The sequence below is a fragment of the Halomonas sp. B23F22_20 genome, from assembly GCF_043496985.1.
Lineage (GTDB): Bacteria > Pseudomonadota > Gammaproteobacteria > Pseudomonadales > Halomonadaceae > Halomonas.
On sequence record NZ_JBIEKH010000004.1, the window covers coordinates 182217 to 196522 of the forward strand.

At 69.3% G+C, this 14306-nt stretch carries 13 protein-coding genes; all 13 read left to right on the forward strand.

Annotation, left to right across the window (positions count from 1 at the left end):
* Window position 1: 1 nt before the first annotated feature.
* The 13 genes from ACGTN6_RS04380 to ACGTN6_RS04440 all read left to right on the forward strand — a co-directional run bounded on the left by ACGTN6_RS04380 (window position 2) and on the right by ACGTN6_RS04440 (window position 14257).
* Window positions 2–874, forward strand: a complete 873-nt coding sequence (locus tag ACGTN6_RS04380) for a CheR family methyltransferase (protein ID WP_394590049.1) — start codon at window positions 2–4, stop codon at window positions 872–874.
* Between the two features lie 101 nt (window positions 875–975).
* Complete coding sequence (locus tag ACGTN6_RS04385; RefSeq protein ID WP_394590050.1) at window positions 976–2037, forward strand: protein-glutamate methylesterase/protein-glutamine glutaminase; 1062 nt, start codon at window positions 976–978, stop codon at window positions 2035–2037.
* Between the two features lie 27 nt (window positions 2038–2064).
* On the forward strand, window positions 2065–3774 hold the full coding sequence (locus ACGTN6_RS04390; RefSeq protein WP_394590051.1) for a methyl-accepting chemotaxis protein: 1710 nt from the start codon (window positions 2065–2067) through the stop codon (window positions 3772–3774).
* A gap of 64 nt (window positions 3775–3838) precedes the next feature.
* On the forward strand, window positions 3839–4228 hold the full coding sequence (gene cheY / locus ACGTN6_RS04395) for a chemotaxis response regulator CheY (protein WP_183386798.1): 390 nt from the start codon (window positions 3839–3841) through the stop codon (window positions 4226–4228).
* Window positions 4229–4270: 42 nt separating this feature from the next.
* Window positions 4271–4957: a protein phosphatase CheZ gene (gene cheZ / locus ACGTN6_RS04400; RefSeq protein ID WP_394590117.1), complete on the forward strand. Its 687-nt coding sequence runs from the start codon at window positions 4271–4273 to the stop codon at window positions 4955–4957.
* Window positions 4958–5174: 217 nt separating this feature from the next.
* On the forward strand, window positions 5175–6341 hold the full coding sequence (gene flhB, locus ACGTN6_RS04405; RefSeq protein ID WP_394590052.1) for a flagellar biosynthesis protein FlhB: 1167 nt from the start codon (window positions 5175–5177) through the stop codon (window positions 6339–6341).
* Window positions 6338–8419 carry a flagellar biosynthesis protein FlhA gene (gene flhA, locus ACGTN6_RS04410; RefSeq protein ID WP_394590053.1) on the forward strand — a complete coding sequence of 694 codons (2082 nt, stop codon included), beginning with the start codon at window positions 6338–6340 and terminating at the stop codon, window positions 8417–8419. The genes flhB and flhA overlap by 4 nt, the downstream gene beginning before the upstream one ends.
* A gap of 5 nt (window positions 8420–8424) precedes the next feature.
* A complete protein-coding gene (gene flhF, locus ACGTN6_RS04415) occupies window positions 8425–10704 on the forward strand; it encodes a flagellar biosynthesis protein FlhF (RefSeq protein WP_394590054.1) in 2280 nt (759 codons plus the stop codon).
* Window positions 10701–11222, forward strand: a complete 522-nt coding sequence (locus tag ACGTN6_RS04420) for a hypothetical protein (protein WP_394590055.1) — start codon at window positions 10701–10703, stop codon at window positions 11220–11222. The genes flhF and ACGTN6_RS04420 overlap by 4 nt, the downstream gene beginning before the upstream one ends.
* On the forward strand, window positions 11219–11611 hold the full coding sequence (locus tag ACGTN6_RS04425) for a flagellar protein FlhE (RefSeq protein ID WP_394590056.1): 393 nt from the start codon (window positions 11219–11221) through the stop codon (window positions 11609–11611). The genes ACGTN6_RS04420 and ACGTN6_RS04425 overlap by 4 nt, the downstream gene beginning before the upstream one ends.
* Window positions 11612–11650: 39 nt before the next feature.
* Complete coding sequence (locus ACGTN6_RS04430; RefSeq protein WP_394590057.1) at window positions 11651–12355, forward strand: RNA polymerase sigma factor FliA; 705 nt, start codon at window positions 11651–11653, stop codon at window positions 12353–12355.
* A gap of 431 nt (window positions 12356–12786) precedes the next feature.
* Entirely contained in the window at window positions 12787–13605 is an 819-nt protein-coding gene (locus ACGTN6_RS04435) for a motility protein A (RefSeq protein WP_394590058.1), read from the forward strand.
* Entirely contained in the window at window positions 13598–14257 is a 660-nt protein-coding gene (locus ACGTN6_RS04440; protein WP_394590059.1) for an OmpA/MotB family protein, read from the forward strand. The genes ACGTN6_RS04435 and ACGTN6_RS04440 overlap by 8 nt, the downstream gene beginning before the upstream one ends.
* Window positions 14258–14306 lie beyond the last annotated feature (49 nt).

A 14306-nucleotide genomic window follows, 5' to 3' on the forward strand; every position in this document is an offset into this window, starting at 1 on the left:
CGTGTCACGGGATCTGTTCACTCCCGAGCCGGGAGGCTGGTCGAGCGGCAGCCAGTTCGAGCGCGACCTCGAGCTGACCGATGCCGATTTCGCCCGCATCCGTCAGCTCATCTACCAGCGGGCCGGCATTGTGCTGGCCGAGCACAAGCGGGAGATGGTCTACAGCCGGCTCGCCAAGCGTCTGCGCCATCATGGCCTGATTCGCTTCGCGGACTATCTGGCGCGCCTCGAGCGTCAGCCCGAGGCGAGGGAGTGGGAGGCCTTCACCAATGCCCTGACTACCAACCTCACCGCCTTCTTCCGCGAGGCGCATCACTTCCCGCTGCTGGAGGCCCATGTGCGCGACCGGCGCGGCCCTGTGCGAGTGTGGAGCGCGGCGGCCTCGACCGGCGAGGAGCCCTACTCCATCGCCATGACGCTCACCGAGGCGCTGGGTTCGCGGGCCTCGGAGGCCGAGGTGGTGGCCACCGACATCGACACCGAGGCACTGGAGAAGGCGCGGGCCGGGGTCTATTCCCTGGAGCAGATTCACAAGCTCGACGAGGCGCGCATCAAGCGCTTCTTCCAGCGCGGTCGGGGGCGTCATGAAGGGTTGGCCCGGGTGCGGCCGGAGCTCAAGGCGATGATCGACTTCCAGGCGCTCAACCTGCTGGCGCCCTCATGGTCGCTCAAGGGTCCCTTCGATGCGATCTTCTGCCGTAACGTGATGATCTACTTCGACAAGCAGACCCAGGCGCGGATCCTCGAGCGCTTCGCGCCGCTGCTCAAGCCCGACGGCCTGCTGTTCGCCGGGCATTCCGAGAACTTTTCCTATACCACCGACGCCTTACGGCTGCGCGGACAGACCGTCTATATGCGCAAGCCCAGCAACTGAGGCACTAAAGAACCCGAACGGCCGGCCGATAGCCCTTCCAATGGCCGGCGACAGGGCTGGCGTGCCGTGTGACGCCGGCCACCGTGGAGAGGAGATGCCCCTTGAGTGCACCCAGGATCAAGGTGCTGTGCGTCGATGACTCGGCGCTGATACGTGACCTGCTGACAGAGATCATCAACCGCCAGCCCGACATGGAAGTGGTGGCGGTGGCGCCGGATCCGATCGCGGCCCGCGACTTGATCAAGCAACATGACCCCGATGTCCTGACCCTGGACGTCGAGATGCCGCGCATGGACGGCCTCGACTTTCTGGAGCGGTTGATGCGCCTTCGCCCGATGCCGGTGCTGATGGTCTCGTCGCTGACCCAGGCAGGATCGGAGGTCACCCTGCGTGCCCTGGAGCTGGGCGCCCTGGATTTCGTGGCCAAGCCGTCGCTGGGCATTCGCAGCGGCATGCAGGCCTATGCCGACGAGATCGCTGACAAGCTGCGCGCCGCGGCGCGCTCGCGGCCCCAGCGGGCTCGACGTCGCGATGCCCCGGCGCCGAAGACCCTCAAGGCACCGCTGGTCTCCAGCGAGAAGCTGATCATCATCGGCGCCTCCACCGGCGGCACCGAGGCCATTCGCAGCGTGCTGCAGCCGCTGCCGCCCAACAGCCCGGCGATCCTGATCACCCAGCACATGCCGGGAGGCTTCACGCGCTCGTTCGCCGAGCGTCTTGACCGCATCTGCCAGATCTCGGTCAAGGAGGCCAGCGACGGCGAGCGCATTCTGCCCGGGCATGCCTACATCGCCCCGGGCGACGCTCACCTCAAGCTGGCGCGCAGCGGCGCCAACTACGTGGCGCGGCTCGATGACGGCCCGCCGGTCAATCGCCATCGTCCCTCGGTGGACGTGCTGTTCTCCTCGGCGGCCACCCAGGCCGGCCGCAATGCCATCGGCGTGCTGCTGACCGGCATGGGCAAGGACGGTGCCGCCGGGCTGCTGGAAATGCGCCAGGCCGGTTCTCCGACCCTGGCCCAGGACGAGGCCAGCTGCGTGGTGTTCGGCATGCCGCGGGAGGCCATTGCCATGGGGGCTGCCGTCGAGGTGGTCGCTCTGGATGAGGTGGCCCCTAGGCTGCTCACGCTGGTTGCCGCGTCTGGCCGGGCGCAGCGGGTCTAGGAAACCATCGGCACAGGAGCCGTCTCGATGCTCAAGGTACTGCGCAATTTTCGTATCAGTCAGGTCGTCAACGGCGTCCTGGTGTGTTTCCTGGTGTTCCTGGCGGTGGTGGCGAGCCTGGGCTGGATGGCCAGCCGTTCGGCCACCGACACCCTCGAGACCCTGGATCGGATCCACGTCGCCCAGCTCAACGAGATCAATCGTGCCGACTCGCTGCTGACCGGGGCCCTGGTCGAGCTGCAGTCGGCCTCTGGCCACTTCCTGATGGGCCGGACCAGCCAGGCCGATGCCAGCCTGGCGTCGGCCCTGGACCAGCTCGACCGCGCCGAAGCGCGCTTCGAGGCCTACGCCGCCGTGCCGCGCACGCCACAGGGCGAGGCGCTGGGGGCTCGGGTCGAGGAGAGTTTCGCCGCGGTACTGGCCCTGGTGCGCCAAGGCTACGAGACCCTGGACCAGGTGGATACCCAGGGCTTCGCCCAGCTGCGCCAACGCATGGCAGAGCCCCAGCAGGCCCTCGAGGCGGCACTGACCGAATTCGTCCGTTACGCCGACACCCGCGGCACGACCATGATGGCCGACTACGCCGCCATGGAGCAGCGCTATACCGTCATCGGCCTGGCCATTCTGGCCTTCGCGGCGCTGATCCTGGTGCTGATCTATGTGGTGCTGCGCCGGCTGCTGGTGCTGCCGCTGCGCCAGGCGGTGACCAACCTCGAGCGCATCGCCGAGGCCGACCTGTCCAACGAGATCAAGGTGCTGGGCCGCAACGAGATCGGCCAGCTGTTCGCCGCCATGCGCGATATGCAGGACAGCCTGTCCGGCATCGTCGGCGACGTGCGCCAGGGCAGTGGGGCCATTCACGGCCGGGCCCGGGAGATCTCCACCGGCAACGCCGACCTCTCGTCACGCACCGAGCAGCAGGCCGCCTCCCTGGAGGAAACTGCCTCCAGCATGGAACAGCTTACCGCCACCGTGCGCCAGAACGCCGACAACGCCCGCCAGGCCAACGGCCTGGCCCAGGAGGCCACCGGCACCGCCGAACGCGGCGGCGAGGTGGTCCAGCAGGTGGTGCAGACCATGCACGGCATCGCCGGTAGCTCCCGCAAGGTCGCCGATATCACCGGGGTGATCGACTCGATCGCCTTCCAGACCAATATCCTGGCGCTCAACGCCTCGGTGGAGGCGGCGCGGGCCGGCGAGCAGGGCCGCGGCTTCGCGGTGGTGGCCGGCGAGGTGCGCCAGCTGGCGAGCCGCTCGGCGGATGCCGCCAAGGAGATCAAGGCCCTGATCGACGGCTCGGTGAGCCAGGTCCAGGAAGGCTCGGCGCTGGTCGAACAGGCCGGCTCGACCATGCAGGAAGTGGTCGATGCCGTGCGTCGGGTGACCGACATCATGGATGAGATCACGGCCGCCTCGCAGGAGCAGAGCGACGGTATCGAGCAGGTCAGCCAGGCGGTGGGCCAGATGGACCAGGTCACCCAGCAGAACGCCAGCCTGGTGCAGGAGGCGGCCACCGCCGCTGCGGTCCTGGAGGAGCAGGCGACGCGGCTGGAGCGGGCCGTGGCGGTGTTCCGCCTGGGAGGCGGCGATGCCGCGGCCTTGCCGGCCGCCGGCGAGCAGTCGGCATCCGTGCCGCCGCGCAGCTCGCCCTCGCCCCAGGCGCCGTCCAGGAGGGAGCCGTCGGCTTCGCGCCAGAGTTCGGCAGCCCTGGCCGAGGACGGCTGGGAAGAATTCTAATCACGGCCGGCGGCGAGTCGCCGGTCACGCAATTGCCATGACGACCGAGAGAAGAGGATCCCCGATGGCGGACAAGAACATGAGCATCCTGGTGGTGGATGACTTCCCGACCATGCGGCGCATCGTGCGCAGCCTGCTCAAGGAACTGGGCTTCACCAACGTCGAGGAGGCCGAGGATGGCCAGGACGCCCTGAACAAGCTCAAGGGCGGCGGCTTCGAGTTCGTGGTGTCCGACTGGAACATGCCGAACCTCGATGGCCTGGAGATGCTCAAGCAGATCCGCGCCGACGATGCGCTCAAGGAGCTTCCGGTGCTGATGGTCACCGCGGAGGCCAAGAAAGAGAACATCATCGCCGCCGCCCAGGCCGGGGCCAGCGGCTATGTGGTCAAGCCCTTCACCTCGGCGACCCTCGAAGAGAAGCTCAACAAGATCTTCGAGAAGCTGGGCATGTGATATCGGCCGGGCTCGCGGGCCCGGCAAGCAGGAGAGGTGATGATGAGCACCGAAACGCAGTCTGGTGACTACCAGGCGAGTGGAGACGAGCTGGTCCAGCGCATAGGCCACCTGACCCGCATGCTGCGTGACAGCATGCGCGAGCTGGGCCTGGACAAGGAGATCGAGCGGGCGGCGGATGCGATTCCCGATGCCCGGGATCGCCTGAGCTACGTGGCGACCATGACCGAGCAGGCGGCGGAGCGTGCCCTCAATGCCATCGATCGTGCCCAGCCGCTGCAGGACGATCTCAGCCAGCAGGCCGAAGCCCTGGACGCGCGCTGGGCCGAGTGGTTCGCCGCGCCCAAGGAACTCGACGAGGCTCGCGACCTGGTCAAGGATACCCGTGGCTACCTGGCCCGGGTGCCGGAGGCGACCCAGGCCACCAACAAGGAGCTGCTCGAGATCATGATGGCCCAGGACTTTCAGGACCTGACCGGCCAGGTGATCAAGAAGATGATGGACGTCATCCGCGAGATCGAGCATCAGCTGGTGCAGGTGCTGATCGACAGCGTGCCCCAGGGCGAGACCCGCGAGGACATGCAGCGCCGCGCCGACGGCCAGCGCGAGAACGACGCCAAGCGCCGCGAGGACACCCTGCTCAACGGTCCGCAGATGAAGCCCGAGGCCGACGACGTGGTGGCCGACCAGGACCAGGTCGACGATCTGCTCGACCAGTTGGGCTTCTGAGTCATCGCCGAAAACTGTCTGCACTCGGCCCGATGACTAGCGCGTGACGGGGGCGCCATGGCGCACCCCGCCGCGCCTTTCCTGCCCACTTCTCCGTCGATGACAAGCGGTCGAGACGCGTGGATAAGCCCACGAAAACCGGCCCTTTTCGCGTGACCGTTCCTTCCTTCCTCCCCGGATAATGGCCAGGGTGCGTACGAGTGCCCGGTGATTGGCCATGGCCGACGAGACCAGCGACGACGAAAAGACAGAAGACGCCACGCCCCGACGCCTGGAAAAGGCGCGCGAGGAGGGCCAGGTGGCCCGTTCCCGGGAGCTGGCCACCTTCATGCTGTTGCTCGGTGGCGTGATCGGTCTCGGCACCATGGGGAGCAGCCTCTATGACTTGATCGGCGGCGTCATGGAGGAAGCCTTCCTGTTCGACCGACGCCAGGTCATGGACACCGCGCCGATGCTGGTCGAGGCGCTGGCGCTGGGGCGTCGCACTTTGATCGGTCTGCTGCCGCTGTTCCTGCTGCTGACCGTGATCGCCCTGGTGGCACCGGCGCTGCTCGGTGGCTGGGTGATCTCGGCCAAGTCGCTCAAGCCCCAGGCCAGCAAGCTCAACCCGCTGAAGGGGCTCAAGCGGATTCTCGGCACCCAGGCGCTGGTGGAGCTTGCCAAGGCGATTGCCAAGGCGGTGCTGGTGGGCAGCGTAGGCATCGCCTACCTCTATCTGCACCGCGGCGACTGCATGGCGCTGATGAGCATGCCCATCCAGCAGGCCCTGGCCCGTGCCATGTGGATGGCCGCCGAGGCCAGCGGGCTGATGGTGCTGACCCTGCTGGTGGTGATCCTGATCGACGTGCCCTACCAGCTGTGGAGCCATGCCAAGCAGCTGCGCATGTCCAAGGACGAGGTCAAGCGCGAGCACAAGGAGTCCGAGGGCGATCCCCTGGTCAAGGGACGGATTCGCCAGCAGCAGCAGGCCATGGCCCGCGGGCGGATGATGAGCCAGGTGCCGGAGGCCGACGTGGTCATCACCAACCCCACGCACTATGCCGTGGCGCTCAAGTATGAGCAGGCAGGGATGAGCGCGCCGCGGGTGGTGGCCAAGGGCGTCGATGCCGTGGCAGCGCGCATCCGCGAGGTCGCCGAGGAGGCCGGGGTGCCGCGGCTGGAGGCGCCGCCGCTGGCGCGTTCGCTGTATCACCACGTGGACCTGGAGGCCGAGATACCCGCCGACCTGTACACCGCGGTCGCCGAGGTATTGGCCTGGGCCTTCGGCCTGAAGCGCGTGGCCGAGGAAGGCGGCGAGGCGCCGCCGACCCCCGAGAACCTGCCGATTCCGGACGCCATGGCGGCGCCGGGGCCGGACGATGACACCGACGAGGCACGAGCATGAAGGCCTTGAGCCACTATCTGCCGCGACGCAACTGGATGGCCGACGTGCCGATGAAGGTGCTGGCCGGCCCGCTGCTGATCATCATGATCCTGTCGATGATGATCCTGCCGCTGCCGCCCTTCGCACTGGACCTGCTGTTCACCTTCAACATCGCCATGGCGGTGATGGTGCTGCTGGTCAGCATGTTCACCCAGAAGCCGCTGGATTTCGCCGCCTTCCCGGCGGTGCTGCTGTTCACCACCCTGCTGCGGCTGTCGCTCAACGTCGCCTCGACCCGGGTGGTGCTGTTGGAAGGCCACGAGGGCGGCGACGCCGCGGGCAAGGTGATCGAGGCCTTCGGCCAGTTCCTGGTCGGCGGCAACTTCGCCGTCGGCCTGGTGGTGTTCGCGATCCTGGTGATCATCAACTTCATGGTCATCACCAAGGGCGCCGGGCGTATCGCCGAAGTGGGCGCTCGCTTCATGCTCGACGCCATGCCCGGCAAGCAGATGGCCATCGACGCCGACCTCAACGCTGGGTTGATCGGCGAGGACGAGGCGCGCCAGCGTCGCGCCGACGTCTCCCAGGAGGCCGACTTCTACGGCTCCATGGACGGTGCCAGCAAGTTCGTGCGCGGCGATGCCATGGCCGGCCTGGTGATCATGGTGGTCAACATCATCGGCGGCCTGTTGATCGGCCTGCTGCAGCACGACATGGCCTTCGGCGACGCCGCCCGCACCTACGTGCTGTTGACCATCGGCGACGGCCTGGTGGCACAGATTCCGGCGCTGGTGATCTCCACTGCCGCCGGCGTCACCGTGTCGCGGGTGACCACCGACCAGGATGTCGGTCAGCAGATGATCAGCCAGCTGTTCGTCAATCCCCAGGTGCTGTTCCTGGCCGCCGGCGTGATGGGCCTGCTGGGCCTGGTGCCGGGGATGCCCAATCTGGTGTTCCTGCTGTTCACCGCCCTGCTCGGCGGTCTGGCCTGGTGGATGATGCGCCAGAAGGAGCGCCGGCTGGTCGAGGAACAGACCCAGGCCGCGCCGCCCCCGGCGCCGGAGGCCCCGGAAGCCAGCTGGGAGGATGTGCAGCTGGTCGACACCCTGGGCCTCGAGGTCGGCCATCGGCTGATTCCCATGGTCGATGCCCAGCAGAAGGGCGAGCTGCTCGGCCGCATCAAGAGTGTGCGCAAGAAGTTCGCCCAGGAGGTCGGCTTCCTGCCGCCGGTGGTGCACATCCGCGACAACCTCGAGCTCGCGCCCAATGCCTACACCCTGAGCCTCAAGGGCGCCGAGATCGGCCGTGCCGAGGCCTTCCCCGGACGCTGGTTGGCCATCGACCCGGGCCAGGTGTCCGGCGAGCTGTCCGGCACCCCGACCGAGGATCCGGCCTTCGGCCTGCCGGCGGTGTGGATCGACACCGAGCAGCGCGAGCATGCCCAGGTCTACGGCTACACCGTGGTCGATGCCAGTACCGTGGTGGCCACCCACCTCAATCACCTGCTGCACCGTCATGCCGCCGAGATGCTCGGCCGCCAGGAGGTGCAGAAGCTGCTCGACAAGCTCGGCGAGGACCACAAGCCGCTGGTCGAGGAGGTGGTGCCCAAGGCGATCTCGCTGACCGTGCTGCAGCGCATCCTCCAGCATCTGCTCGATGAGGACGTCTCGATTCGCGATATGCGCACCATCCTCGACGCCCTGGCCGAGCATGCGCCCCAGCAGCAGGACCCAGGCGAGCTGACCGCCCTGGTCCGCGTGGCGCTGGGCCGCGCCATCACCCAGCAATGGTTTGCCGGCCACCAGACGCTCAACGTCATGGGCCTGGACGGCCAGCTCGAGCAGGTGCTGCATCAGGCCATGAACGGCAGTGGCGCCCTGGAGCCGGGACTGGCCCAGACCCTGATGGACCAGGCCGAGCAGGCCTTGGCCCGCCACGAGGCCAGCGGCGAGCCGCCGGTGCTGGTGGTCCAGCACTCGCTGCGTCCGGTGCTGGCGCGCTTCCTGCGCCGCCGCCTGCATCACCTGGCGGTGATGTCCCAGGCCGAGATTCCCGATGACCGCACCCTGCGGGTCACCACCCTGATCGGAGGACAGTGAGCGAGATGAGCGTCATGCGATTCGTGGGCGAGACCAGCCGTGAGGCGATGCGCAAGGTGCGTGCTGCGCTGGGCGACGAGGCCCTGATCCTGGCCAATCGCCCCAGCGAGTCGGGCGTCGAGATCCTGGCCATGGCCGACGAGGCGGTCGACGCCATGGCGGCATCGCAGGCCGCCGCGCCGTCGTCATCCGGCGCCGAGCGCGGCGTCGCACCGTCTGCGTCGTCGACCCGGTCCGAGCTCGAGCCCGCCGCAGTCGCGCCGGCCGCCCCTGCGTCGGCCCCGACCGGGCAGAGCGGTCTCGAGGCGATGAGCGAGCGACTGCTGCGCGAGATGCAGGACATGCGCGCGCTGCTGGCCCGCCAGCCGGCCTCCCCGGCGCCCGCCTCGGTCGCTGCCGATGACCGCGGCCGCGAGGCATTGGCCCGCGTCCTGCGCGAGGCTGGCTTCGGGCGCGCGGTCGCCGACGACGTGCTGCAGGGCCTGCCGTCCGAGCTGGCCGACGCCGAGGCCGATAGCGAGGCCGCTCATGCCTGGCTGGTGCGTCGCCTGGCATCTCGCCTGTCGACGGGCGTCGATCCCGAAACCTTCCTCGATACCCCCGGCATCCTGGCGCTGATCGGCCCCACCGGCGTCGGCAAGACCACCACCACCGCCAAGCTGGCGGCCCGCTGCGTGCAGCGTCACGGCCCTGACAACGTTGCCCTGGTGACCACCGACGGCTTCCGGGTCGGTGCCCACGAGCAGCTGCGCATCTACGCCGAGCTGCTGGGCGTGCCGCTGCACGCCCTGTCGCCCGAGCAGTCCATGGACGACCTGCTCGCGGAACTCAGCGGCCGACGCTGGGTGATCATCGATACCGTGGGCATGAGCCAGCGCGATCAGCGCATCATCGCCCAGGCCGCTCAACTGCAGGGCGGCGCGGAGCGGGTGCGCATGCTGCTGGTGCTCAATGCCGCCAGCCAGCCGGGCACCCTGGAGGAAGTGGTCACACGCTACCGCCAGGCCGCGCGGGCCGCCGGCGTCGCTCTCGACGACACCCTGCTGACCAAGCAGGACGAGGCCGGCCAGCTGGGGCCGGCCCTGGACACCCTGATTCGCCATGGCCTGCGGCTGCGCTTCGTGTCCACCGGTCAGCGTGTACCGGAGGATCTGGCGCCCGCCGAGGCCTCGCCGCTGATCGAGGCGGCGCTGGGTGCCGCCCGCGTCGATGACGATCTGCCCGTTGCCGCGGCTCGCGATGCTCGGCCCGGCGCGGAAGCGTTGCTGGGCCAGGGGCGGCGCCTGGGGCTGTTGCTCGACGCCCTGCGCCGTCGGCTGACCGGCTTCGCGACCCTTGAGGCGGCCTGGGACCTGTCGGCGTTGCCCGGCTGTCTCCAGGAGCCGCGACTGGCGACGCTGCTGGAGGCACCGCCGGAGTCGCTGGCTCGGCCCGGCATGCTGTGGGCGGCGCGCCGTCGGCTGCCAGGCGCCGATTGGGCGATGCCCGATCTCGGCATCGACGACGGGGGCGGTTGGCTGGTACTGCCCGATCTTCAGCAGCGCCAGCCGGTGGGTTGGCCTGGGCGCCTCGAGCGGGCCCGCGACGCCCAGGGCGTCGGCGTGCATCTGCTGCCGGCGCTGCCCGACGCCGAGACCTGGCTGTGGCTGGACGAGAGCCGGGCGCCCTGGATCTGCCAGGCCCGTCCCGGCCATCGGGTGGTCCACGGCGGCGAGCGGCTGGCGCTGTCGAGCCTGGAGCCCCTGGCCGAGGCCGTCGAGACCCGAGACTGTCGATTCCGCGGCCAGAGCGCCCGGGCACGATTCGCTCGGCTGGCGGTGGAGGCCGGCCCTGGCGGTCGGCGCGGGGCGCCGGCGAGCTGTGCGATGAGCGCCTGGTTCGCCACCCTGGTCGATCCCGAGAGCGGCCGCACGCTGGGCCAGCGTTACTGGCTGACGCCGCTGCGCAGCGCCGAGGACGCGCTGCCGCTGCTGCTCGGCCGGCTGCACGGCGAGGCCCTGCCGCGCCAGGTGCGGCGTGCCTGGGAGCGCCTGCAGGGCACGCTGCCGGCGGAGACCGACCGCGAGGTGTGCCAGCTGCTGGCCGCCGGGCTGGCCGCCGCGGCCGGTTACCTTGACCAGGCCGGTGACGCCGAGGCCGAGCAGCTGCGCCGTGACCTTCTGAGTCTGCTGGGCGGTCGTCGACGTCGCCGCGAGAGCGCGCTGCTGGAAGCGCTGCTGCATCTGCTGATGGCGCGGGATGCCATTCGTCACGTCGGGGCGGCCGGCCTGGAGGGCGTGCGGTGATCGAGGGGGATCAGGCGGCGGGCTTGCGGGCCTGGGCGGCCAGCATCGAGCGATCGGCGCCCGAAACCGCTGCCGAGCCTATGCCCGCCGCCGAGTCGCCGGCGACCTTGGCCCGGGCCGAGGTCGCCGCGGGGCCGCTCACCACCCTGATGGTGGTGGGGCTGCCGGGCAGTACCCCGGGCCAGGCCGATCGGGTCATGGCGCTGCTCGATCACTGGGCCGGCCAAGGCCGGCGCTGGGTGGGCGATCCGCGGCGCTGGAAGGTGGTGCCGCTGGCGGCGTCCAGCCCCCACCTGAGCCTGCTGGCCCAGCAGCAGCCGCGCTGGGCGCTGTGGGTGGGCGCCGACGGCGAGGCCTTCCGTCGCGCCTTCGCGGTGCTCGGGCGACTGGCCGCCGACGGCGGGCCGCGGCGCCTGCTGGCCGTGCATCCCCCGGGCATGCCGCGCCAGGGGCTGCTCGACAACCTGCGCCAGGCCGCCCGCCACTACTTCGGCATCGACCTGCTGGTGATGGCATGAGGCGTCGTGTCGCTCAGTGGGCGATCGCCGGCCTGCTGGTCGCCGTATCGAGTACGGTCCAGGCCGCTGGCAGCTGGGTGGCCGAGGCGCCGTCGGTGCGTGCCGCGGTGATCGGGCGGGAAACCGCCAGTGACGCGCTGATGCCGCCGGGCGGCACTCAAGGCCGCATTCGCGAGGTGCGCTGGCGCTTCCGGGTGCCGCCCGGCAAAGGCTGGCGCGGCCGGCTCTGCCACCCGGCCGGATGCGTGGCGCTGCACGCCGCACGTGGGCGCAGCGAGGCACTGGCAGGGCTGTCCGCCGGTGCGCCGCTGAGGTTTCGCTTCTCGCCGCTGCCGGGGCAGGCCCCGCTGGCGGTCGAGGGGCTGCAGGTGATCGTCAACTTTCAGTAAGGCCCAAGGCCCGTGAGAGCAGAGAGGCGAGGCTGAGCCATGTACACAGCACAAGGCAAGATCGAACAGGATGCGCTGCTGGATGACTATCTGCCGCAGGTGCGTCGCCAGGCGCTGGCGCTGCAGGTGCGGCTGCCGGCCAGCATCGAGCTGGACGACCTGATCCAGGCCGGCACCGTGGGGCTGCTGGAGGCGCTGGGCCGTTTCGATGCCGCCCAGGGCGCCAGCTTCGCGACCTTCGCCAGCCAGCGCATCCGCGGCGCCATGCTCGACGAGCTGCGCAGCCGTGACTGGCTGCCGCGCAGCGTGCGTCGCAACGCCCGCGCCGCCGACGAGGCGGCTCGTCGGCTGGAGCAGGAGCTGGGACGGCCGGCCGAAGAGACCGAGATTGCGGCCGCCCTGGACATGGAGCTCGAGGCCTATCGCCGGCTGCTGAACGACACCAACAGCGGCCAGTTGCTGCCCTTCGAGGAACTGATGGCCGAGGGTGGCGAAGGCCGGCTGGAGGAAAACGGCGATGCGGCGACGCCCTTCGCCCAGCTGGTCGACCGCCAGCAGCGGGCAAGGCTGGTGGAAGCCATCGAGGCGTTGCCGGAGCGCGAGAAGCTGCTGATGGCGCTGTATTACCAGGAAGAGCTCAACCTCAAGGAGATCGGCGCCGTGCTCGGCGTCACCGAGTCCCGGGTCTGCCAGCTGCATAGCCAGGCGGTGGGGCGACTGCGCGGAAAGCTGCGCGACACCTGAGACATGGGCGAAAAAGGCCTGCGCTCGGCTATACGGCGTTAAGAATCGGCTTAAGCTGCTCATTTACACCCCCGTAAACTCCGCGCTCTCGCCGATTCTTGCCTTGCGACCCACATGGATGTGGGAAGTGCGTTGGCCCGTAGGGAATGGGCCTAGCCTGGCCATCGCTCGGCAATTTTTCGCCTCACGCCTGGCGCGCCATAAAGCTGTCGGTCGCTCAGATCGATAAGCATCCACCGGATGGCGCAGGAGGTCAGCACGATGCGCGCCGGGGACAAGCCGGCGCGAGGGGTTTTTGGCCATGGATGGCCAAAGTAGCGCCCAGGGAAGGGTTCATAGCGCCCTCGCGAAGGCTTGGCGCCGGAGAACGCGCATCGTGTCCGAAGAACGTCACTCATCCACACCGTCGAAACGCGACAGGGAGCCCCCACATGAACCCGTCCACCCTGATCGGGATCCTGGCCAGCATCGTGCTGCTGGCGAGCGTCCTGCTGTTCACCGCCGAGTCGCCGCAGAGCTTCGTCAACCTGCCGGGGCTGGCCATCGTGCTGGCCGGCACCCTGGCCGCGACCTTCATCAGCTATCCGCTCAAGGAGGTGGTGCGGGTGGTGCGGCTGGTCGGCATCGTCTTCCGCCGCGAGAACACCTATATCCGCGATGACATCCGCGAGCTGGTGGACATGTCGCGGCTGTGGTTCAAGGGCGACGTGCGCGCCGTGGAGGCGGCCCTGGAGCAGGCCCGCAATCCCTTCCTGCGTACCGGTATCCAGCTGGTCATCGCCAATACCAAGGAGGAGGAGATCTTCGACCTGCTGCGCTGGCGCATCGCTCGGCTCAAGGCCCGCGAGCACGCCGAGGCGCAGATCTTTCGCACCATGGCCACCTACGCGCCGGCCTTCGGCATGATCGGCACCCTGGTGGGGCTGGTGAACATGCTCGAGGTGATGGAGGCCGGCGACCTGAACGTCATCGGGCCGCGCATGGCGGTGGCGCTGCTCACCACCTTCTACGGCATCCTGCTGGCCAACCTGGTGTTCAAGCCGATCGCGGTGAAGCTCGAGCGGCGCACCGAGGAGCGCCTGATCGCCATGAACATGGTGCTCGAGGGCATCTCGCTGATCACCAAGCGGCGGCTGCCGTCGTTCATCGAGGAAACGCTGAACTCCTTCGTCGCCAACTACCACGACGAGATCCGCGACCCGGTGCGGCCAGGGGATCGCGACGACGCGGAGGCCGGGCAGCGTGCTTGACCGCGACACCCGCCAGGCGCTCGCGCCGCCCGTTCAGGGAGGCGAGGAGGGCGAGAGCTGGCTGATGAGCTACCTCGATGTGTTGACCCTGCTGATCACGCTGTTCGTGCTGCTGCTGTCGATGTCCAGCCTGGTGCCGGTCGGCGGGACATCCAGCGAGATTTCGCCGCCGGCCCGGCAGGCCGCGCTGGCGATCGGCGAGGGCCTGAAGCCTCGCCATGCGGGGCTCCAGCCGCGCTTCCAGGGGCTCGGCATGGAGGGCGTCAGCGTCGAGCATACCCGCCAGGGGGTGACGCTGCGGATCGAGGACCGGCTGCTGTTCGACAGCGGTCGCGCCCGGGTGACCGAGGGCGGCCAGCGCGTGCTGGCACGACTCGCCGAGCGGCTGGCTGGCCTGGGCGGCGAGATCTCCGTGGAGGGCCACACCGATAGCCTGCCCATCGCCACCTCGCGCTTTCCCTCCAACTGGGAGCTATCCACCGGGCGAGCCAGCGCCGTGGTGCGTGCCCTGGCAGCGGCCGGGGTGGCGCGGGAGCGCCTGCGCGCCATCGGCTATGCCGACACCCGGCCCCTGGCGGCCAACGACGATGCCGAGGGGCGGGCCGCCAACCGGCGCGTCGAACTGGTGTGGCGGGCGCCCGCCGGCGCCTGAGAGCCGGAACAGACAGTGTTTAGCTGGAAGCTATCAAAAAGATCGGGTC